This is a genomic window from Salinispora pacifica DSM 45544 (assembly GCF_000378845.1).
In the GTDB taxonomy this organism is placed as follows: Bacteria; Actinomycetota; Actinomycetes; order Mycobacteriales; family Micromonosporaceae; genus Micromonospora; species Micromonospora pacifica.
This window is the reverse complement of sequence record NZ_KB905359.1, coordinates 3383481-3403902: the sequence shown is the minus strand read 5'-3', so window position 1 is coordinate 3403902 and position 20422 is coordinate 3383481. Positions and strand designations below refer to the sequence as shown.

General features: G+C 70.8%; 15 protein-coding genes. 5 read left to right on the top strand and 10 right to left on the bottom strand.

The genetic code is table 11. The features are described from left to right. Positions 1-6 precede the first annotated feature (6 nt). From eccD to SALPAC3_RS0115520, 5 genes are read left to right on the top strand one after another with little or no spacing between them, the layout of a single operon-like run. Positions 7-1413, top strand: coding sequence for a type VII secretion integral membrane protein EccD (gene eccD, locus SALPAC3_RS0115540; protein WP_026185613.1), 1407 nt, complete (start codon positions 7-9; stop codon positions 1411-1413). 6 nt (positions 1414-1419) lie between these two features. After that, entirely contained in the window at positions 1420-2784 is a 1365-nt protein-coding gene (gene eccB, locus SALPAC3_RS0115535; RefSeq protein ID WP_018222137.1) for a type VII secretion protein EccB, read from the top strand. Positions 2785-2793: 9 nt separating this feature from the next. Beyond that, positions 2794-5550 carry a hypothetical protein gene (locus tag SALPAC3_RS0115530; protein WP_018222136.1) on the top strand — a complete coding sequence of 919 codons (2757 nt, stop codon included), beginning with the start codon at positions 2794-2796 and terminating at the stop codon, positions 5548-5550. Further along, positions 5547-8864, top strand: coding sequence for a right-handed parallel beta-helix repeat-containing protein (locus SALPAC3_RS0115525; RefSeq protein ID WP_018222135.1), 3318 nt, complete (start codon positions 5547-5549; stop codon positions 8862-8864). Before SALPAC3_RS0115530 ends, SALPAC3_RS0115525 begins: the two co-directional genes overlap by 4 nt. A 16-nt stretch (positions 8865-8880) precedes the next feature. Continuing rightward, the gene (locus SALPAC3_RS0115520) at positions 8881-9180 is read left to right on the top strand and encodes a YbaB/EbfC family nucleoid-associated protein (protein WP_018222134.1); all 300 of its coding nucleotides are present in this window, start codon (positions 8881-8883) and stop codon (positions 9178-9180) included. Here the strand turns inward: SALPAC3_RS0115520 and SALPAC3_RS0115515 are convergent. From SALPAC3_RS0115515 to SALPAC3_RS0115470, 10 genes are all read right to left on the bottom strand, one after another. Next, on the bottom strand, positions 9167-12622 hold the full coding sequence (locus SALPAC3_RS0115515; RefSeq protein ID WP_018222133.1) for an ATP-binding protein: 3456 nt from the start codon (positions 12620-12622) through the stop codon (positions 9167-9169). The genes SALPAC3_RS0115520 and SALPAC3_RS0115515 overlap by 14 nt on opposite strands. 122 nt (positions 12623-12744) lie before the next feature. Continuing rightward, a complete protein-coding gene (gene ptsP / locus SALPAC3_RS0115510) occupies positions 12745-14370 on the bottom strand; it encodes a phosphoenolpyruvate--protein phosphotransferase (RefSeq protein WP_018222132.1) in 1626 nt (541 codons plus the stop codon). Then, positions 14363-14653: an HPr family phosphocarrier protein gene (locus tag SALPAC3_RS0115505; RefSeq protein ID WP_018222131.1), complete on the bottom strand. Its 291-nt coding sequence runs from the start codon at positions 14651-14653 to the stop codon at positions 14363-14365. Before SALPAC3_RS0115505 ends, ptsP begins: the two co-directional genes overlap by 8 nt. A 35-nt stretch (positions 14654-14688) precedes the next feature. Continuing rightward, entirely contained in the window at positions 14689-15729 is a 1041-nt protein-coding gene (locus SALPAC3_RS0115500; protein WP_018222130.1) for a zinc-dependent dehydrogenase, read from the bottom strand. A 27-nt stretch (positions 15730-15756) separates the two neighbouring features. Next, a complete protein-coding gene (locus tag SALPAC3_RS0115495; protein ID WP_018222129.1) occupies positions 15757-16197 on the bottom strand; it encodes a PTS mannitol transporter subunit IIA in 441 nt (146 codons plus the stop codon). Continuing rightward, the gene (locus tag SALPAC3_RS0115490) at positions 16190-16498 is read right to left on the bottom strand and encodes a PTS sugar transporter subunit IIBC family protein (protein WP_018222128.1); all 309 of its coding nucleotides are present in this window, start codon (positions 16496-16498) and stop codon (positions 16190-16192) included. The genes SALPAC3_RS0115495 and SALPAC3_RS0115490 overlap by 8 nt, the downstream gene beginning before the upstream one ends. 5 nt (positions 16499-16503) lie before the next feature. Then, the gene (mtlA, locus tag SALPAC3_RS25840) at positions 16504-17721 is read right to left on the bottom strand and encodes a mannitol-specific PTS transporter subunit IIC (protein WP_018222127.1); all 1218 of its coding nucleotides are present in this window, start codon (positions 17719-17721) and stop codon (positions 16504-16506) included. Positions 17722-17769: 48 nt separating this feature from the next. Further along, positions 17770-18780 carry a 1-phosphofructokinase family hexose kinase gene (locus SALPAC3_RS0115480; RefSeq protein WP_018222126.1) on the bottom strand — a complete coding sequence of 337 codons (1011 nt, stop codon included), beginning with the start codon at positions 18778-18780 and terminating at the stop codon, positions 17770-17772. Beyond that, on the bottom strand, positions 18777-19538 hold the full coding sequence (locus tag SALPAC3_RS0115475) for a DeoR/GlpR family DNA-binding transcription regulator (RefSeq protein WP_018222125.1): 762 nt from the start codon (positions 19536-19538) through the stop codon (positions 18777-18779). The genes SALPAC3_RS0115480 and SALPAC3_RS0115475 overlap by 4 nt, the downstream gene beginning before the upstream one ends. 247 nt (positions 19539-19785) lie before the next feature. Next, positions 19786-20409, bottom strand: coding sequence for a helix-turn-helix transcriptional regulator (locus SALPAC3_RS0115470; protein ID WP_018222124.1), 624 nt, complete (start codon positions 20407-20409; stop codon positions 19786-19788). Positions 20410-20422 lie beyond the last annotated feature (13 nt).

Sequence of the window (20422 nt, the reverse complement as noted above, 5' to 3'; positions counted from 1 at the left end):
CCGTGGGTGAGCACCGTACTGGATGGACGGCTGTGCCGAGTCACAGTGGCCGGCCCGGATCGCCGGGTCGACCTGGCGGTGCCGGTGACGACTCCGGTGGCGACGCTGCTGCCGGTGTTGTTGGGGCACACCTCGGAGGGACACCGCCTCGAGGGCGACACACCCGAGGCCGCGTGGGTCCTGCAGCGTCTCGGCCAGGAGCCCTTCGAGTTGTCCGGCACTCCGGAGAGTCTCGACTGGCTGGAAGGCGAGGAGCTGTATCTGCGCCGGGCGGAGGACCCGCTGCCCGAGCTGGACTTCGACGACGTCGCGGAGGGCATCGCGACCGTCGTCAACCGACGTGCGGACCGGTGGCAGCCGGAGTACCGGCGGGTGCTGTTCCTCCTCCTGTCGGTCGTCGCGATGGGTGCGATCGCCGTGCTCCTGGCCGATTGGCGTCCGGTGCCACACCAGGTGGTGGCCGCCGGAACGGTTGGCGTGGCCTTCCTCGCCGCCGCGCTCCTCTTCGCGCACCGGCACAGCGACGGCGCCATCTCGCTTCTCTTCGGCGTTGGTGCGGCGGCGTTCGCGGCGCTGGCCACGTCCAGCGCGGTCGACGGGGATCCGCAGGGGATAGCGATCCACGGGTCGTCGGTGCTGGCAGCGGCGGTCGGCGCGGTCGGCGTCTCCGCGGTGCTGGTCGTGGCCCAACGCACGGTCAGTCCGTACCTGCCGGTCACTCCGATGCTGGTGGTCGGCGTGGCCGGTCTGATGGCGCTCGGGGTGCTGCTGCTTCAGTCCGGGTCCGGGATGTCGGTGCAGCGGACGGCGGCCGCGGCCGCCGCTGTGGTGTTCGCCGCTGTCGTGGTCGCGCCACGGGTGACGGTGAAGTTCGCCCGGCTGCGGGGCCCGCAGCTACCGAAGACCGGCGCCGACATGTCGTACGACATCGAGCCGGTGCCGTCCGAGACGGTCGGCGAGCGGACCGACGACGCCGACACCTATCTGAGCGTGCTGATGCTGGCATCGGCGCTGGTGCTGCCGTTTCTGTTCCATCTCACGCTCCAGGCACCGGGCTGGGCGGGCTGGACCTATGTGTTCGTGATCGCCAGTGCAATCTTTCTGCGCGCACGTACCTTTCTCGGTCTGTGGCAACGGGTTCCGCTCACTGCCGCCGGTACCGTCGGCTACCTCATGGTCATCATGCACCTCTCCCAGACGCTGTCCGTCGGCTGGCGGTGGGCTCTGCTGGGCGGTCTGGTGCTGGTGGTGATCCCACTGGTGCTGGCGGCCCTGCGCCCCTGGCCCCGCCGAATGTTGCCGTTCTGGGAGTACACGGCGACGTTCTTCGACGTGGTGACCGGGGTGGCCGTCCTACCGGTTCTCGCTCAGATCCTCGGGCTGTACGCGTGGGCCCGCGGGCTCTTCGGGTAGGCCGATATGCAGACCCAACGCGACCACGTCCACGCCCACACCTTCATGATGGGCCGGCTGAGCTCCGCCCTGGTGTTGGGTGACCCGGCCGGGGCCGAGATTCCCGGCCGCCGCGCGCAGACCGGCCTGCTGATCGGGATCATCCTGGCGCTGCTGGTGTCCGGCGGCTTCGCCGTGTACGGGTGGATAGTCCCCGGAGGTAGCACCGCCTATCGGCAGCCCGGTGCGATCCTGGTGGAGAAGGAGACCGGCGACCGCTACGTCTACCTCAACGGGCTGCTGCACCCCACCCCGGACCTGACCTCGGCGATGCTGATCCAGGGCCCCTCCGCCGAGGTCACGTTGATCTCGAAGAACTCCCTCCGGGATGTGGCACGCGGTGCCCCGCTCGGGTTGGCCGGCGCGCCCCGGCAGCTACCGTCGACCGACGGATTCGTGCGGGGGCCGTGGCTCGCCTGCCTGCCCGGCTCGGTCGCCCCCGGTCGATCCGGTTCCGGGCTGGGCATCAACCTCGATCCCGAGGTAGCCGCCGACCCGTTGCCGGCGGACCGGTTCGTCGTCGTACGTGACCAGCGTGACGTGGCCTATCTGCTCGCCAACGGGGTGAAGTACCGAGTCGACGACGAGGCGGTGCTGGTGGTGTTGGGTGCCGCCACCGTCAGCCCGGCCCCGGCCCCGCAGCTGTGGCTGGATTGGCTGGACGACGGCCCCGCCCTGGCGCCCGCCCGGATCGAGGGCGCCGGTGCTCCCGGGCCGCAGGTGGGTGGGCGTGCCCACCCCGTCGGGACGCTCTTTCGGCAACGGGTGGAGTCCGGCTCCGAGCAGTTCTTCGTGCTGCGCCGGGATGGGCTCGCACCGATGAGCCGGACGGAGTTCCTGCTGGCCGACGCCGAGGACGAGGACGCCGCGGTCGAGCTGAACCCGGCGGCGATCGTCGACGCTCGGCGCTCCGCCGACCGCTCGCTGCTGGACCGGTTGCCCGACCTCACGCCGCTGCGGCTGCTGGACACCGCCGGACTCGCCCTGTGTGCGCGGCAACGCCCGGTCTCGGCCGAGGAGTACGCCAGCGAGGTGGTGCTGGTACCGCGACCGGCAGCCGCCGTGAGCGCGGACGGCAAGCCGCTCGTGCTGACCCGTCCCGGGTCCGGGATGCACGTGGTGGCCGCCCCCGTGCCGGCGGCGACCGGCACCGCACGCACCTTCGTCATCTCCGACGATGGCATCGCCTACCGTCTCGCGGACCAGGCCACGAGGTCCGCGTTGAAGCTGGGCGCGGTCGCACCCATCCCGTTTCCGAAGGACCTGTTGGCGGCGATGCCGCAGGGACCCGTGCTGAGTCGTGAGGCTGTCACAAGCCTGCCGAGGGGGTAGATCGCCACAATGGCATCCGTGATCCGAGACCTGCTGTCCGGCAGGAAGGACGGCCCTGGTGACATCGTGCAGCACACCGTGGGTAACGCGTTGGTCCTGCACGCCGCGGAGACGATCAGCGCCGAAGCTCAGTCGCTGGCCCTGTCGGTCGTCAAGGACGCCGACAACGACGTGGTCGTCCTCGATCTCAGCGACGGCGTACCGATCAGCTCCTGGGAGTCCATGGCCGGTGTACTACCGCGTCGTCGACGCGGTATCCGGCTCATGGCGTGCGGTCCGCACGCGAACTCAGCGGCGATGGCCGGGCAGTGGCTGTCGGAGCGGCTACATCGCACGGTCATCGCCCCCGACGGTGACCTGGTCCGCGGCTCGGCCGGTGGCTTGTTCGTGCACTCGATACCGGGCAGCGGCTGGGTCCGGTTCCGGCCCGGCAGGCCGCCGACCTGGGATGCCAAGCGCTACCCGACTCCGCTGTGGGATCGGGCCGTCACCGACAACCGGGCGTCCAGCTCGACCGGGGAGATCGAGCCACTGCCCGGTGGGGTGTGGATCCGCGACGTGCGCGAGCCGGACGTCGTCGCGGAGCACCGCCGACGGCTCACAGCGGACGTGCCGTGCCACCCCGAGACGATGACCGTGTTGCTGGGTTGCCCTGGCACGGCCCCCCTTTGCCTCGATGACGTGGTCCGCTTCTGGCGGAACCTGGACGAGGACAGCCGAGCCCGCACCCGCTTCGTCCAGTACGGTGACCTGCGCCTACCGAAGGGTGAGACCTTCGGTCAGGCCCTCGCCGACCTGCTCGGAACCACGATCGTCTGCTACACCGGGGTTCCGGTCGGGGCACCGCGACGATTCGAGGTCCGTACCGTACGTTCCGACGGCGCGCTCGGTTGGCCGCCGTTCGCGCTGGAGCTGCGATACGCGCCTCGCGCGCACCCCAACTCGAAGGCACACCGGCCCGTCGTGCTGAGTCACCGCCCGCCCCTGGCTGAGGCCGAGGAGGTCGCGCCGCGGGTCTACTGGTACGCCCCGGACGCGGTGATCGAGGTGATCCAGTCCGGGCTGTGGGTCCGCAGCGCCGAGGAGCCGGTGAACGCGGAACGGGTCCGCGGTATGCCACTCGACCCCGAGGGCAGTGTGCTCGTCTATGACGACACCATCGGCGAGTCGGCTGAGCGCATGTGGGCACTCGCCGAGGATCTCGCGGCCCGGATCGACCCGAGTGTGGGTGCGGACAGCTCACTCTTCTCGGCATCCGCACTGGTCCCGGGCCAGTCCGCGGCGGGGCTCGCCCAGGCGTCCCTCGGGGAGGAGGATTCGCCGCGTCCGACGGCTACCGGGCAGCTGTCCACGTCACCGCCGCCGGCCACGGAGGACCTGCCCGCCCCCACCGCGGACACGATCGTGATCAGGCCCGTGGTCGAGCCGGTCGCGGAGGCCGTTCCCCCGGTGGCCACCGCGACGGCCGCGGCGTTGGTGCGTCCAGACGTCACGCCGGAGACGCACCCGGCCGGGGAACCGGCGTCACCGCCGGCCGAGACGCCCGCACCGCAACCGGCCGACAGACCAACACCACAGCCAGCCAAGGCACCCACACCACAGCGGGCTGCGGAACCGGCACCACAACCGGCTGATGAACCGGCGCCGCGGCAGGCTGACCCACCCGCGCCACGGCCAGCCGGGAGCCCGACACCGCCACCGGTCCTGGGCGGAGCGACGCCGGTCGCGGAGTCCTTCGTCAAGCCGGTCGCGGAGTCCTTCGTCAAGACCGTGCAGGACCCGATCGCCACCGTCGAACCGGTCGAGACCACCGTTGCCGAGCCGACGCGGCGGCACGCGGTCGCCGGCGACGAAGCGCCGGTCCAGGAGCAGCGACGGATCCCGCCGCCAACAGCGTCCGTACCGGTGACCGACACGAACGCGCCGGAGGTGCGAGTGCAGCCGGTGCCCCCGGCGTCGGCGTCGGCGCTGCTGCCGGGCCGCCCACTCGCAGAGGAGCGGGCCTGGCTGCGGCGCACGCTGAGCCGGGAGTTCGACAACATGGCCAGTTCGGTCGCCCGGATCATCTCCGAGCACCCTGGACTGCAGGCGTCCGGCGCGGTCGGTCGCGACGACGTCCTCGCCGACTCGGTCGCGGTCCGTCTCTACCTGTCACGGCGGGGCACGGGAGTCGACGTCGGGTTGCGATCTGGCAGCAACGGCCCGCACGTGCCGTTCGCCCGGTGCGCGGTCTCGGGCCTGTCCCGGCTACCGTCGTACCGCGGCGCCACGATCTACCGCACCTCGCCCACCGAGCAGGAATGGCAGCACTATCGCACCCGTAGACTGGTCACGAACTGGGCGTTCGTCAGCACGCTGACCGGACCGTGCGAGAGTCAGGACGGCGACACCGACGTCCTGGTGTGGTCGATGACCGCACGCCGGACGGCGCTGCTGGAATCCGACGGAGCCGAGCGGGTCGAGGACCGGGCGCTCTTCCTTCCCGGCACCCACTTCAAGATCTTGGAACTACAGGAACCGTCGGACGGCAGCCGTGGCGCGATCCTCATGCGGGAGATCGGCGCGAAGGAAATCGACGGGGACGGCCGGGTGGATCCCGACCGGGCGCCCCTCGACGACCTGGCCATCGTGTCGCTACGTCGTAGCCTCGAACGCTGGTCGACCGCTGAACCCACCCGACGGGTCGGTGCGGGCTCGACGGGTCGGTTCGGCCTCCTACCGGGGCTGGACCGCCGCGCGGTCGGCGAGAAGGTGAGCGAACGGTGAGCCGGCAGGTCCTGGTGGTGGGCGGCGGCAAGCCCGGCGCCCACCCGACGATCGGGGCGGCGCTGGCGCGTGCGGAGGCCGGCGCGACCATCGCCGTTCACCCCGGTCGATACGCGGAGAAGCTCGTCGTCGGTACCCACGTCACGATCAGCGCCGCCGGAGACGGACCGGTCGAGGTGCACGTCGAGGAGGGCAGTGTCCTCGTCGTGCACGGCGGGGGCGTCCAGTTCCACGGCATCAACCTGTCCAGCGGGGATTCGACGCTCGCCGCGGTCGACGTGTACTCCGGCGAGGTCGCGCTCGACCGCTGCCGGATCACCGGTGGGTCCTGGACGACCCTGCTGGCCCGGTTGCAGGGCTCGTTGGCCCTGCGGGGATGTGAGGTGCGCAGTTTGGCTGGTGCCGGTGTGGTGGTCACCTCGCCGCGGCCGAGCACGGTCGAGGACACGCTGATCGCCGACGTGGCGACCTCAGGTGTCGTGGTCGCCGACGAGGGCGTGCTGACACTGCGCAGGTGTGTGATCGAGGGCGCCGGCGCCAACGGCATCTGTGTCAACGGTTCGGCCCGGCTGACCGTCGAGCAGGGCGAGGTCCTTCGGGCCGGCAAGCCGGCCGTCGTGGTGGAGCAACACGGCTGGGCACGGATGCGGCAGCTCACCGTCCGGGACAGCGGTAACGTCGACCTCTTCCTGCGCGGCGACATCGACGTGGTGGTGAGCGACTCCCGGTTTGGTGGCGCCGCGCTGCAGGCCGCGCACGTCGCCGATGGTGCCGCGCCCCGGTTCGAGCGCTGCACCTTCGAAGCGGTCGGGCAGACCGCCACGCACGTGACCGGCAAGGCCCGACCCACCTTCATCGACTGCGCCGTCGTGGGCGCGCCGGTGGGTGTCACCGTGAACGGCGCGAGCGCTCCCCGCTTCGAGGGTCTCACGGTGCGGGACACCACGGAGTCCCTCGCGGTTGTCGGTGGCTCCGGTTCGGTAGTCGTCCAGCGGCTACGGGCCTCGATCGACACCGGTTCGGGGATGGTGGTCACGGACGGCGCGACCCTGGACGGCACCGACTTCGCGATCGACGTGGGCCCGGCGGTCGCTCTCGAACTGCGCGGCGCCGCCCGCGCCACGGTTCGGGAGGCCCGGTTCACCGGCGCGGTGGCCCTCAGCGGCGGCTCCAGCCTGGAACTGCAGTCCGCCCTGCTCCGCGGAGCCGGGGTCATGGCCGGCGACGGCGACCTCCGCCTCCAGGACACCGAAATCCAGGACGCGACGGGCGACGGTGTGGAGGTCGGCACCGACGGTGTGGTCACCGCGACGCAGATCCGGGTGCGTCGGGCGCGCCGCAACGGCATCGCACTGGCCCGCGGCGCCCGCGGCGGGTTCACCGACTGCGAGGTACTCGACAGCGGCGTGAACGGCTTCGACGTGGACACGCCGGATCCGGTGACGATCGCCCGGTGCACCGTGCGGGACAGCGGTGGCGTCGACGTGCGGGCGGCCACCGATGCGCAGCTCACCGTCGAGGAGCTGAGCACCGATCTTCCGCAGCGGACCACGTCCGGGTCCGCGATCCCGGGCGGCCCCGCCGCGACCGGTACCGCGACTGTCGAGGACGAGCCGGAGCAGCCTTCGGCCGAGTCGGCTGACGAGTTGAGCGGCCCGTTGCGCGAGCTCAACGGGCTGATTGGCCTACGCGGTGTCAAGCAGGAGGTCACCGCGCTGATCAATTTGATCAAGATGTCACAGATTCGGCAGGAGATGGGGCTACCGATGCCCCCGATGAGCCGGCATCTGGTCTTCGCGGGTCCACCCGGCACCGGTAAGACCACGGTTGCCCGCCTCTACGGCGCGGTCCTCGCCGAGCTGGGCATCCTGTCCGAGGGACATATGGTCGAGGCGGCCCGCGCTGATCTCGTCGGGCAGTACATCGGCTCCACCGCGATCAAGACCACCGAGCTGGTGACCAAGGCGCTGGGTGGGGTGCTGTTCATCGACGAGGCGTACACACTGTCAGCCGGTTCCGGTGGGTCGGGTCCCGACTTCGGTCAGGAGGCGATCGACGCGCTGATGAAGATGATGGAGGACCACCGCGACGAGTTGGTGGTGATCGTGGCCGGCTACTCGGAGCTGATGGAGAAGTTCCTCGAATCGAACCCGGGTCTGGCGTCCCGGTTCACCAAGTCGATCGAGTTCCCGAACTACACCGTGGAGGAGCTCGTCACCATCACCTCCAACCTGTGCGGCAAGCACTACTACGAGCTGACGGACGACGCGGTGGACGGGTTGACCACCTACTTCACCCGGGTTCCGAAAACCGCGACGTTCGGCAACGGCCGAGTGGCCCGCAAGCTCTTCGAAGCGATGATCAACAATCAGGCGTCCCGCCTGGCCACCACGCCGCCGGCGAAGGACAGCGAGCTCAACCGGCTCACCGCGGAGGACCTGGCTCCCGAGTTCGCGCTGCTGGAGGAGCTGCCGGTGGAACAGACCGAGCAGCCCGACCCCAGCCTGAACCCAGCCGGGGCAATCAATGCCACGCGTAGCTGGCGCCGGGTCTGTGAACTGGTCGGGGCGACATCCGTGCGGGACGCCATCGGCGCGACCCTGCTCCAGGTGTGCGAGTTGCGCAGCCGGCGGCGTGCGTACGGCAGACACGCGAACGTCATCCTCAGCGGCCCGGCCGGCAGCGGTCGCGGTGAGTTCGCCCGGCACTACGCCGCCGGTCTGTCCGAGCTGGGTCTGGTGCCGGTCGGCCACCTGATCCGCGTCACCACCGGCAAGGAGCTGGCGCCACGATGGCCCGGGCAGGCCCGGAGCCTGGTCCAGGCGGCACTGCGGGACGCCGAAGGCGGCGTGCTGATGATCGACTATTCCGATGATGCCCTTGGTTCCGGCCCCGACATCATGGAGCAGTTGGTGGACCTGACTCGCCCGAAACTAGGTGATCCGGTGATCCTCCTCCTCGGTGCGGCACCGGAGCTACGGGAACTACGGGCCGCCGTCCCGGTGCTCGCCGAGGCTTTCGGACAGGAATGGACCATGCCCGACTACTCGATCCCGGAACTGGCCGACATCATCGTCCGGCACCTGGTCCGCCGTGGCCACGAGGTGCCCGACGACGTACGGGAAGCCCTTGTCGACCTGGCCGCCGGGCTACCCGAGGGCACCGTCCGCGCGGCGCACCTGCTCTCGATGCGGCTGACCGGGATGGCCGCGTCGCGGACCCTGACCCTCGCCGACCTGAACGGCCTCGCCGCCCGCACCACCGCAGGCAGGGTGAGCGCACAGCAGCACGACGGCCTGGCCGCTGTCGGTTGAACGGAGAAGAGATCTCATGCAGCCGGAAATCCACCAGTTTCTGGACCAGGCCCAGGCGTTCGAGCAGCAGATGCGCGACGCCCAGACCGACCTCGAGAAGGCGGTCGTGACCGGGCGCTCCCAGGACAGGACGGTGACGGTGCTGGCCGGCGGGCTCGGCAAGGTCTTTGCCGTCCGAGTCAACCCGAGCGTCTTCGACCATCGTGACGTGCAGGCCCTGCAGAACGCGATCACGGAGGCGATAGGGGCGGCGGCCGACAAGGCCAGCAAGCTCGCTGAGCAGAAGATGGGGCCGATCGAGGTCACCCTGCACTGAGGACAGCGACGGACCGCCGACCCAAGGACACCGCTTCGCGGGACCGATCCACCCCGAACTCAGCGAGCCGGCGGCGGATCCGGCGCAGATCCCATCGGGCGCCGAGCGCCGAATACAGCGATACCGCCTCGCCGCACACCCGGATCGCCTCGTGCGGGCGACGATCGGCGGCGAGCAGCACCGCCGCGTCCTCGAGTGCCGCCGCCAGTTCCGGCGCCCGACCCACCCTGCGATAGCGTGCCGCCGCAGCCAGGGCTGGTTGCGGATCCCCCGTGATCAGCGCCCGACAGCGCTCGGCCGCGGCAGCTGCCCGAGCGGGCCGGACCTCCTTGTCCGCCTCACCCGCGCAGATCTCCACCGCCCATTCGACGACGTCGGTGCGGCGCTGGTCGAGCGCGAGCCGCACCACGCCCGGAAGCCACTGGTGACGCAGCATCATCGGCGCGTACGCCGGTGCCAGCAGGGGGGCGAGGATGTCGAGCGCCTCGTCGGCCCGGCCCTGCTGCTCGGCGACCAACGAGCGGGCGACCAGCAGGAAGTCGCTACTCGCCCGCTCGGCATCGGTGGCGGGCAGCGCGTGCACCGCCGCCAGGTGCTCGGCGACCAGGCCAGCGTCGTCGTGGTGTGCGGCGATCAGCGCGGCGACACCGTGCAGCAACATGGTGACGGCACCCGGTTCGCGGGCTCCCAGGAACGTGATGCCGGGATTGTCATCGGCGACCGCTCGGACCGCGCTGAGCGTTGTCAGGGCGTCGTCCCAGCGGCCGAGCCAGTAGTGCTGCACCGCCGTGGCCACCGGTAGGCCGTGTGGAAGCCGGTGTCGGATGGCGACGAGCGCCGCCTCACGCAGGGTCCGTTCGGCCTCGTCGAGCCGGTCGAGGTTCTGCAGGGTGAACGTCCGGTTGTCGAGCAGGTCAAGGTACATGCCCACGCACGCCCGACGGCCCCGAACGGTGTCCAACGCTCGGTCGACGTACTCCAGCGCACGTTCGTGGTCCCGCCGGATCGAGTTGGTCAGCCACACGGTCTGCAACGCGAACGCGGCGTCGCACGGCTGTCCCGCCGCGACCGCCTCGCTGTGGGTGCACCCGGCCGTTCGATCGGCACCGTCGAGATCGTCGAGGCTGCCCCGCCGGAAGTCGGCCAGCAGCACATGGTGGCTCGTCCGCCAGAGCTCGGGCGTTTCGGGATCGCGAAGCGATGCCTCGAGCAGGCTGGTCGCGGCCACGGCGTCGCCACGACGAAAGATCATGGTGGCGAGCAGGTGACGCATCTCCGCACGATCGGCCGGGTCCCGGGTCAGACCGGCGGCCTCGCACGCCTCGGCCATCGACCACCGCTGGTGCCGGAAGTCCAGTCTGACCAGGGCGATGAGCAGCACCGTGCGCTGTGTCGTGCTGGGTACATCCGTGTCGAGCACCCGCCGCAGCAGCTGGCCGGCGACCTGCGGCGCCCGCTTCGTCACCTCGGCGTGCCGCTCGACGAGCCAGGACACCATCCACTCGTCGACCGGGGGCTCCCCGGCGGCGAGTTGCTCGGCCACCCGGATCACCGAACCGCCGCCACGGTGCAGCACCTCGGCCGTGTGCCGGTGCAACGCCGCTCGCGCCGGCGCCGGGATACCCTCGTAGAGCATTCGCCGCACGAGTGGGTGACGAAAGGCGAGCACGCTACCCGCTTCCACGACGATGTGGGCAGCGAGTGCCTCCTCCAGGTTTGCCACCAGGTCGACTGGTGATTGTCCGGTGACCGCGACGATGTCGTCGCCGCTGAACTCCGGGCCAAGTAGCGCCGCCGTTCGTAGGACCTCCTGGGTGGCGGGTGAGAGAAGGTCCACGATGGCCCGGATCACGACCAGCAGTGAGCGGGGAGCCTCCACCGGGACGGATGTGTCGATGTCGGCACACCCGTCACTGATCCGCACCGCCCCACGACGGACCAAGGCTGTGATCACCTCACGGGCACCGAGCGGGTTTCCGCCCAGCCGCGGCACGACCGCCGCCAGGTACGGCCCCACCGGAGCCCCGACCAACTGGGCCACCAACTGCTCGATCGCCGCTGGCGGCAGCGCACCCAGACGCAGTACGTGGCCCTCCCGGGCCTGGACGCTCCGGCGTAGCTGGGCTGGTGCGTGGCCGTACGACCCGAGTCGGGTCGCCGCGACAAGCAGCAGCGGCATACGTCGCGTGACGGCGATCAGCCGGTCCCAGAGCAGGCAGCTGACCTCGTCCACCCACTGAAAGTTGTCGACGACGAGCACAAGGGGCCCGGTCTCGCAGCTCGCCCGCACGTGTGCGAGCAGGCGTTCCGCGGCGGCCGCCGGGTTCGGAGGTCGATGCCACTCCGAGGTCGCCCGCACGCCCAACGCCCGCCAGATCACCTGTAGCGGGACGTCCTGGTCCGGTTCGTCGGCGGCGCCCCACGCGATCTGGCAGCCCAGGCCGTCCGCGTCGGCGATGGCGGCGGTGAGTAGTTCCGTCTTGCCGATGCCCGGCTCGCCCTCGATCCACAGCGCGGTTCCGTGGCCCGCCGCGACCGCCCGAACCAGGACGCGCAGCATCTTCAGTTCGTCGTCGCGCCCCGCCAGTACCCGCGCCTGACCGTCGCACGCCGCGCTGCTGATCTCGGATGGCAGGATCGGTGGTGTGGGGCGGGTGGCGGGGGCAGCGGGGGCGGCGGGCTCGGCCAGCAGCCGTCGGTGCAACTCGGTCAGAGCCGGGCCGGGTCCGACACCGAGCTCGGCGAGAAGGGTGTGCCGAGCGGCCCGGAACACCTCAATCGCCGCGGTACGGCGGCCGATCCGGTGCAGGGCGAGCATCAGCAACTCGTACAGGGGCTCGTGCAGCGGGTGCTCGTGCACCAGGCCGGACAGTGTGGCCAGCAGGTCGTCGTCGCCGAGTTGCAGGCCCAGTCGTGCCCGCTGTTCGGTCGCGGTGAGGCGACGCTCGGCCAGCCGGGTACGTTCCGTCTCGATCCGGGGACCGGAGACTCCGGCGTACGCCTCCCCATGCCACAAGGCCAGTGCCTCGTCCCACCGGGTGGCCGCAGCCTGCGGGTCGGCCTCCCGCAGTTCCTGAGCCTGTTGGCAGAAAGCCAGAAAGCGTTCGCTGTCCAGGTCCTCGGGGGACAGCCGCAGGGCGTAGCCCGACGGGCCGGAGGTGAGTAGGTGGTGACTCGATCGGGGTGGGCCCGGCGTCGCCAGACTGCGCCGAAGCCCGGAGACGTAGGTGTAGACACTGCCGGCCGCGGTAGCCGGCGGCGAGGTGCCCCAGATTCCCTCGATCAGCTCGTCCCGGCCGACGGGACGGCCGGCAGCGGCTGCCAGCACCGCGAAGAGTGCCCGCTGCCGGGCCGGTCCGAGGGGCAGCTCGTGTTCGCCGAGCCAGGCCCGCACGGAGCCCAGGACTGAGACCCGAAGCCGCTGATCCGGTGTCGGTGACACGTGCGCTCCGAATCCACGAGGTGCGGCGGACCGCAGCACCGGGACGACAGTCCCGGGTTGCGACGCTGCCGGCCGGCGGCGGGACACCCGACAGTGCTCGGGCGGCCCACCGCCGAGTCGGCTCAGGGGACGGTGAGCGGTGCCGCGCCGGCCGCCCACAACGCCTCGGCGGCGAGTCGCCGACAGTCGGCGAGGGTGTGGGCGGCGAGCGCCTCCCGCACCTCGGGCACTGCCCGTGGGGCCATGGAAAGGCTGGTCACGCCGAGGCCGACGAGCACCGGCGCGATCCTCGGGTCGGCCGCGGCCTCACCACAGACACCGACCGGTTTGCCGGCGGCCGCGCCGGCGGCGGCACAGCCGGAGATGAGTTCGAGCAACGCGGGCTGTGCCGGGTCGAGCAGGTCGGCCAGGTCGCCACACTGCCGGTCGGCGGCGAAGGTGTACTGGCTCAGGTCGTTGGTGCCGATGCTGAGGAAGTCCACCACCGACAGCAACGAGCGGGCCCGCAGGGCTGCCGCCGGCACCTCGACCATCGCTCCCGCTGTGGGAAGGCCGGCGTCCCGGCAGGCGGCGGCAAACCAGGCGGCCTCCGCGACCGTCGCCACCATCGGTGCCATCACCCACACCTCGGCTGCCGTGTCCCGGGCCGCCTGTGCGATCGCCCCGAGCTGGAGATGGAGCACATCCGCCCGCCGCCGGGCCAACCGCAGGCCGCGTACGCCCAGTGCCGGGTTCGGTTCCACCCCGGCCGTGAGGAAGGGCAGGGGCTTGTCAGCGCCGGCGTCGAGGGTCCGCACGATGACTCTGCGCCCGGGGAGCGCGGTGAAGACCTCGGCGTAGGCGGCGACCTGCTCGTCGCGTCCGGGCGGATCGGTGCGATGCAGGTAGAGCAGTTCGGTCCGGAACAGACCGACGCCTTCCAGCTCACCGTCCACATCCTCAGCCGAGCCGATGTTGCCGTACAGGGCCACGGGGTGGCCGTCGGCGGTTTGGCCGGGCCCCCGGGTCGTGGCGAGTCGGCGCCGACGCCGCTGCTCGGAGACCCGGGTGGCGATGACGGTGTCGTGATTCACGCCCACCTCGACCTGCCCGGTCGAGCCGTCGACGGTGACCTCGACCCCGTCGGCAACAGCCATCGCACCGGGGCACCGGACCACAGCCGGTAGGCCAGCGGCTCGGGCCAGAATCGCGGTGTGGCTGGTCGGCCCACCGTCCTCGGTGACCAGCGCCAGCACCTGCTCCGGATCCAGGCCGGCGGTGTCCGCCGGCGCGAGGTCACGGGCGATCAGCACAAACGGATGGCCCGGATCGGGGATACCGGGTGGCGGCAGCCCCAGGCAGGCGGCGACGACCCGGTCCCGAATATCGTCCAGATCGGTGACGCGCTCGGCGAGATAGCCCCCGGCGGCCAGGAACGCCTCCCGGTGCACGGCCAGCGCCCGGTCGACGGCGACCGGTGCGCTGGCCCCGGCCCGCACCTCCGCGACCACAGCGGCCGACAGCTCCGGATCCTGCGCCATCATCGCCTGTGCCCGCAGAACATCGGCCGCCGCCCGGGCTGCCACACCCTCGGCCCGGCGGGTCAGGTCCGCGGCCACGGTATTCAGCGCGGCCACCGCCCGCTCGACCTCGGCGTCCGGATCAACCGCTACGGCCGGCTCGGGCGGCGGTGGTGGTGGGCTCATCCGATACGCCGGGCCGGCGGCGCTCCCCGGGCTGACGCCGATGCCACGCAGCAGCTCAGCCATGGTCCGGTGACTCGTCATCGGAGTCGAGGTCACGGGCGAGCAGCGTGGCGAGCGCGTCGAGGGCGGCGTCGGCCGTGGGACCGTCAGCTTCGAGGGTGACCTCGGCGCCGTGCTTGGCGCCCAGGGCCAGCACGGACAGCAGGCTACGGGCAGGAACGGGAGGCTTGTCGCCGGTCCGAATGGTCACCGGAACGGACTGAGCCGCCGCGGCAGCGACGAACAGGGCGGCGGGCCGGGCGTGCAGGCCACTGGTAGCACCGACCGTAACGGAACGGGTGGGCATTGCGGGCTCCCTTCTGGGGACGGCAGGCGCGCGGGTCAGGGCTCGATCGTCACCTTGATCGCCTCACCCGTGGCGACCAGTTCGAAGGCGTCGATGGCGCCGTCCAGCGGCAACCGGTGGGTGATGAGGTCGGCGACCGGCACCTCACCGGAGGCGATGAGGCGCAGTGCCTCGGCGTTGTGGGCGGGGCTCGACCCGTTCGCGCCGACCAGCGTCAGCTCCCGGTAGTGCACCAGGTTGGCGTCCAGGCCGATGACTGGCCGGTCCTTCGGCAGCCCACCGAAGAGGCTGATCCGGCCCTGCCGGGCGGCCATCTGGACGGCCTGTTCCTGGGCCGCGCCGGAGGCGGCGGCGGTGATGATGACGTCGGCGCCGCGCCCGTTGGTGAACTTGAGCACGGCGTCGACCGGGTCGGTGTCGGCCGCGCAGATCGTCGCGTCCGGCGCGACCAGCGCAGCGGCCTGGCTGAGCCGGTCCTGGTTGAGGTCGACCAGGACCACACTCCTGGCGCCCCGGGCCCGGGCCAGCCGTACGTGCAGACAGCCGATCGGGCCGGAGCCGATCACCACCACGTCGTCCCCAGCGCCGACCTGAGCGAGGTTCTGCCCGTTGAGGACGCACGCCAGCGGTTCGGCGACCGACGCTTCGGCGTAGCTGACCCCGTCCGGGATACGGTTGAGCCCGTCGACGGCGAGCACTTTGCTCGGCACCACGAGATACTCGGCGAACCCACCGTCGTAGTGGTATCCCATCGACTCCTGGTTGGGGCAGACCGTCCGGCGGCCCTGCTGGCACTCGCCGCACTGCCCGCAGGGAATGGCGGCGATGACCTGGACCCGGTCGCCGGGCGACCAGCCGTCCACCGCGGCGCCGACCTCCACCACCTCGCCGGCGATCTCGTGCCCCATCACGCGGGGCGGCACGATGTGATGGTGGCCGAACCGGGAGATCTTCACATCGGTCCCGCAGGTGGAACAGTTACGGACGCGAAGCTTCACCTCTCCCCGCCCGGCAGTGGGCTCGGGGGCGTCCTCGATCCGGACGTCACCGGGAGCGTGGAAGCGTACGACCTTCATGGCGCGAGTTCCTCTCGAGTGTGCTGGTCAGTTGGGGGCGGAGGACAACAGCAGCCGCCGCACGTCATCGGGGTCGGCTGCCTCGTGGAGCGCACGGGCCCGCTCGGGGTCCAGGAGCAGCTCGGCGAGGTCGGCGAGGAGTTCGATGTGCCCGTCGCCCTGGGCGGCGATCGCCACGCAGGTGGTGACGTGGTTGCCGCCCCAGTCGACGCCGGCGGGGAACCGGACGACAGCGAGGGCGTCGCGGCGGATGGCCGCCTTGCCGGCGGTCGTGCCGTGCGGGATCGCCACCCCCGCGCCCACGTAGGTGGAGATCGACTGCTCTCGGTCCAGCATCGCCGTCACGTACGCCGGGTCAACGGCGCCGATCTCGACGAGCACGCCGCCGCAGCGACGGATCGCGTCGTCGCGGTTGGCGGCGTGTTCGTCGAGCCGGACGGCCTCTGGCGCCAGCAGGCGGTCATCCATCGAGGTCGCCGCCGGTCTGCACGGCCTTGACGACTCGGGTCACCGCCGGATCGCCGATGAAGACCTGGATCGGCACGATGATCGTGTCTGGGGCGCTGATCCGGGCCCGCTCGGCGAGGCCCTGGTGGCAGATCACCACGTCGGCGTCGGCGGGAATGGTGTCGACCGGTGTGTGCTCGACGGCCACCGAGTGTTTGCCGAGTTGGCGGCGTAGCTGGCCGGCGAGCATCGCGCTGCTGCCCATGCCGGCGTCGCAGGCGATGACAACCTTGCGGACGGCGGCGCCGTTGATGGTGGTCATGGTGGTCAGGACTCCTTTGCAGTCGCTTGTGGCGCGGTGTCGTCGCCGGATCCGCGGGAGGCCGGCGCCAGGTTCTTGTTGTCGGCCGAGCGACGCCGCGCGGCGGCCAGTTCCGCCTGCTCGCGGTCGGCCTGCTCCTCCGGGGTGACGGCCGCGTCGTCGGCTTCGTCTCCCGCCTTCCGCCCGAACCCGAGCAGCAGGGCCGCGACTGCGAAGGTCACCGCGGCGGCGATCACAATGCCGAGCACGACGCCGAACCAGCCGCCCTTCGGGGTGACCGCGAAGTAGGCGAAAACGCTGCCGGGTGAGGGGGTGGCGACCAGACCCGCTCCGGTGATCATGAAGGTGGAGACACCGGCGGCACCGCCCGCGATCATCGCCAGGATCAGGCGGGGCTTCATCAGCACGTACGGGAAGTACACCTCGTGAATGCCGCCGAAGAACTGAATGATCATCGCCGCCGGGGCGGTCGGACGCAGTGAGCGGGGCCCGAAGAAGAAGAACGCCAGCAGCAGACCGAGCCCGGGTCCTGGGTTCGTCTCGACCATGAACAGGATCGACTTGCCGGCCTCGGCCGCCTCGGTCACCCCGAGCGGGCTGAGCACGCCGTGGTTGATGGCGTTGTTGAGGAACAGCACCTTCGCCGGCTCGACGATGACCGACACCAGACCAAGCATGTGGTGGGAGACCAGCCAGTCCACGCCGCTGCCCGCGATGTCGGTCAGGCGGCCGACGATCGGGCCGATCCCCCACACGCCGAGTAGGGCCATGCCCGCGCCGACGATGCCGGCGGTGAAGTTGTCGACCAGCATCTCGAATCCGGGCCGGATCCGGTCCTGGATCAGCCCGTCTACGCGCTTGACCAGGTACGCGGCCGCCGGACCGATGATCATCGCGCCGAGGAACATCGGCACGTCGGCGCCGACGACGATACCGACGGTGGCGACCGCACCGACGACGGCGCCGCGCTGACCGTGCACGAGACGGCCGCCGGTGTAGCCGATGAGGACCGGCAGTAGCAGGGTGATCATCGGGCCGACCAGGGCGGCGAAGTCCTCGTTCGGGAGCCACCCGGTCGGGATGAACAAAGCGGTGATCAGGCCCCAGGCGATGAAGGCGCCGATGTTGGGCATCACCATGCCGGCGAGGAAGCCACCGAACCGCTGGATGGTGGCCTTGACGCCGGTGCCCTGAACTGTAGGTGTGTAGTTGCTTGTTGTCATGAGGGGTTACTCCTTCGACACCGGGGCGGGGGGTGGAGCCGGGGAGGGTCAGCTGGGGGAAAGTAGTGGCTGGACTTCGGTCAATCGGCTGTGCAGCCGAACTCGTTCACGACGAATGTCAGCGGGGCCGGGCATCTGGCTACCGGGCAGACTCACGGCGGCGGCACCCCAGGCGACGGCCTCGGCCAGCGCGTTCCGCCGGTGGGGTGACTGCCCACCCGACTCGGGATCCTCGACCTGGCCGGACCGGGCAGCGGGGATGGAGACCCCGCCGCCGGCGGCGAGGAAGCCGGCCAGGAGGGCGTCGCCGGCCCCGACCGAACTGCGTGGACGTGCCACGGTCGCCGCGCCGGCGATGACCCCGTTGGCGTCGACCAGGACGGCTCCGTCCGCCCCGAGACTGGCCAGCACTGCGCCCGCTCCCCAGGAGCGGAGCTCCTGCGCGGCGTCGACCACGTCCGCGAAGGAGGCCAGCGGACGACCGACCACCTGGGCGAGTTCCTCCCGGTTGGGCTTGACCAGGCTGGCGCCCGCCTTCGCGGCAGCCTGGAGGGCAGGCCCGCTGGTGTCCACCACCAGGGGGTCACCGGCGGCGACGACCCGCTCACAGAGGCTGCGGAACTCCTGGGTGGGCAGGCCTGGCGGGATGCTTCCACAGATCACCACGCAGCCACCGGCACCGGCCTCGGTGAGCACCTGGTCGGTGATCGCGGAGAACTCCGTGGCACTGAGTTCCGGCCCCGGCTCGTTGATCTTCGTGACCGTGCCGTCCGGCTCGGCGAGGGTGATGTTCGACCGCGTACTCCCGGATATCGGCAGCGCGCACACGTCGACCCGCTCGCTGCGCAGGAGGCGGATGAGCTGACCGCCCTCGTCCCCGCCGCAGGTGACCAGGGCCCGCGACGGTACGCCGTTGGCCAGCAGAGCACGGGACACGTTCACGCCCTTGCCGCCCGGCTCGATACTCCCCGACGTGGCCCGGATGACGTCACCACGAACGAGTTCCTCGATCTCGATGGTGCGGTCGAGGCTCGGGTTGAGGGTGAGAGTGACGATCATGCCTGCACCACCCGGACCCCGGCGCTCTCCAGCTCGACCGCGAGACCGTCCTCGACTCCGGAGTCGGTGACGATCAGGTCCAGGTCGGTGAGAGACCCGAACCGCGCGAAGTGGTCGTTGCCGAGCTTCGTGTGGTCAGCGAGGAGCACGGCGCGGCGAGCTGCCGCGATCATCGCCCGCTTCACCGACGCCTCGGCCGGGTCGGGCGTGGTCAGGCCCCGCCTGACCGAGCATCCGTTGGTGCCGAGAAACGCGACGTCGACGTACAGGTCGGCGAGCGCGCGCAGGGCCCAGTCCTCCACCGTGGCCAGGGTGCGCGCCCGTAGTCGTCCGCCCAAAAGGAGCACGTTCAGATTCGGCCGGGAGCCGAGAAGGGTGGCGATGACCGGGGAGTTGACCACAACCGTCAGCTCTCGATCGGTGGGCAGCGCCTCGGCGAGGCGGGCGGTCGTGCTGCCCGCGTCGAGGATGATCGAGCCCTCCGACGGCACCTCGGCCAGCGCCGTTGCGGCGATCCGTTCCTTCTCGTGGATCAGGACCGAGTCCCGGGTGGCCAGGGCCGGCTCGAATCCCAGCCGTTCCGCGGGGATCGCTCCGCCGTGCACCCGGCGCAGTACGCCGGCACGCTCCAGCACGGTGAGGTCACGGCGGATCGTCTCCGTCGTCACCTGGAGAGTGCCGGCAAGCGTCGCCACGTCGACGCGGCCATGGGACCGGGCCAACCGGACGATCTCCTGCTGTCGCTCCTCGGCGTACATGTTGTTTCAACCCCGTTTCAAAGTTGAGATGGCTTTTTTTACGCCTGTTTCTGTGGGGTGTCAAGACGTCGCGCCTGTTCACGGACGCGTCACAGTGCCAGAAGAGGCGGAAATTGACATGTCAGGACCCAACATGAACAGGCACGCCACGCCCAGCGCGACACCGCGCTGGCGGACATGCCCAGGCAGGAGATCTCCCACCCCGACGCGGCCCTGCCCCGGGGGGAAGGACCGGATGACCGGGGGGTCAGATCATGCCGGTGCGCAGCGCATACGCGACGGCGTGCGCACGGTTGCGCAGCTTGAGCCGGTGGGTGACCCCGTAGATGACGTTCTTCACGGTTCGCTCGGAGTAGCAGAGTTCGTCGGCGATCTCGTGGGTGTCGAATCCGTTGGCCATCAGCCGCAACACGTCGATCTCACGGGAGGTGAGCCCGGCGGCGTTGAGTCCGTTCGGCGTCAGCACCTCACGGTGCAACCGCTCAACGTGCTTGAGCAACTCACCCACCAGGTTCGGGGGGAGGACACCGCCGCCGTTCGCCGCGGCCAGCACGCTGTGCGCCAACCGGTCAGCGGTCACGGCGCCTCGCGGCAGAACCGCGACGACCCGGCACTCCACCGCGATGAGTAGCTCAGCTTCGGTGATCTCACTGACCACGAGTACGACCGGGACAGCGAGCTCCGCCGCGCTACGACGTAGCAGGGCCACCACGTCGGCCGTCAGCTGATCGCAGGAAACCACGAAAACCGTGGCCTCCGCCTGATCCGCCGGGTCCACCACCGTGAACTCCGACCGGGACTGGAGATAGCTCAGCAGCCCCTCGTAGCTGAGCGGATCCGAGGCCCGCAGCACCACCCGAACCTGTTCCACGACGTCCTCCGCA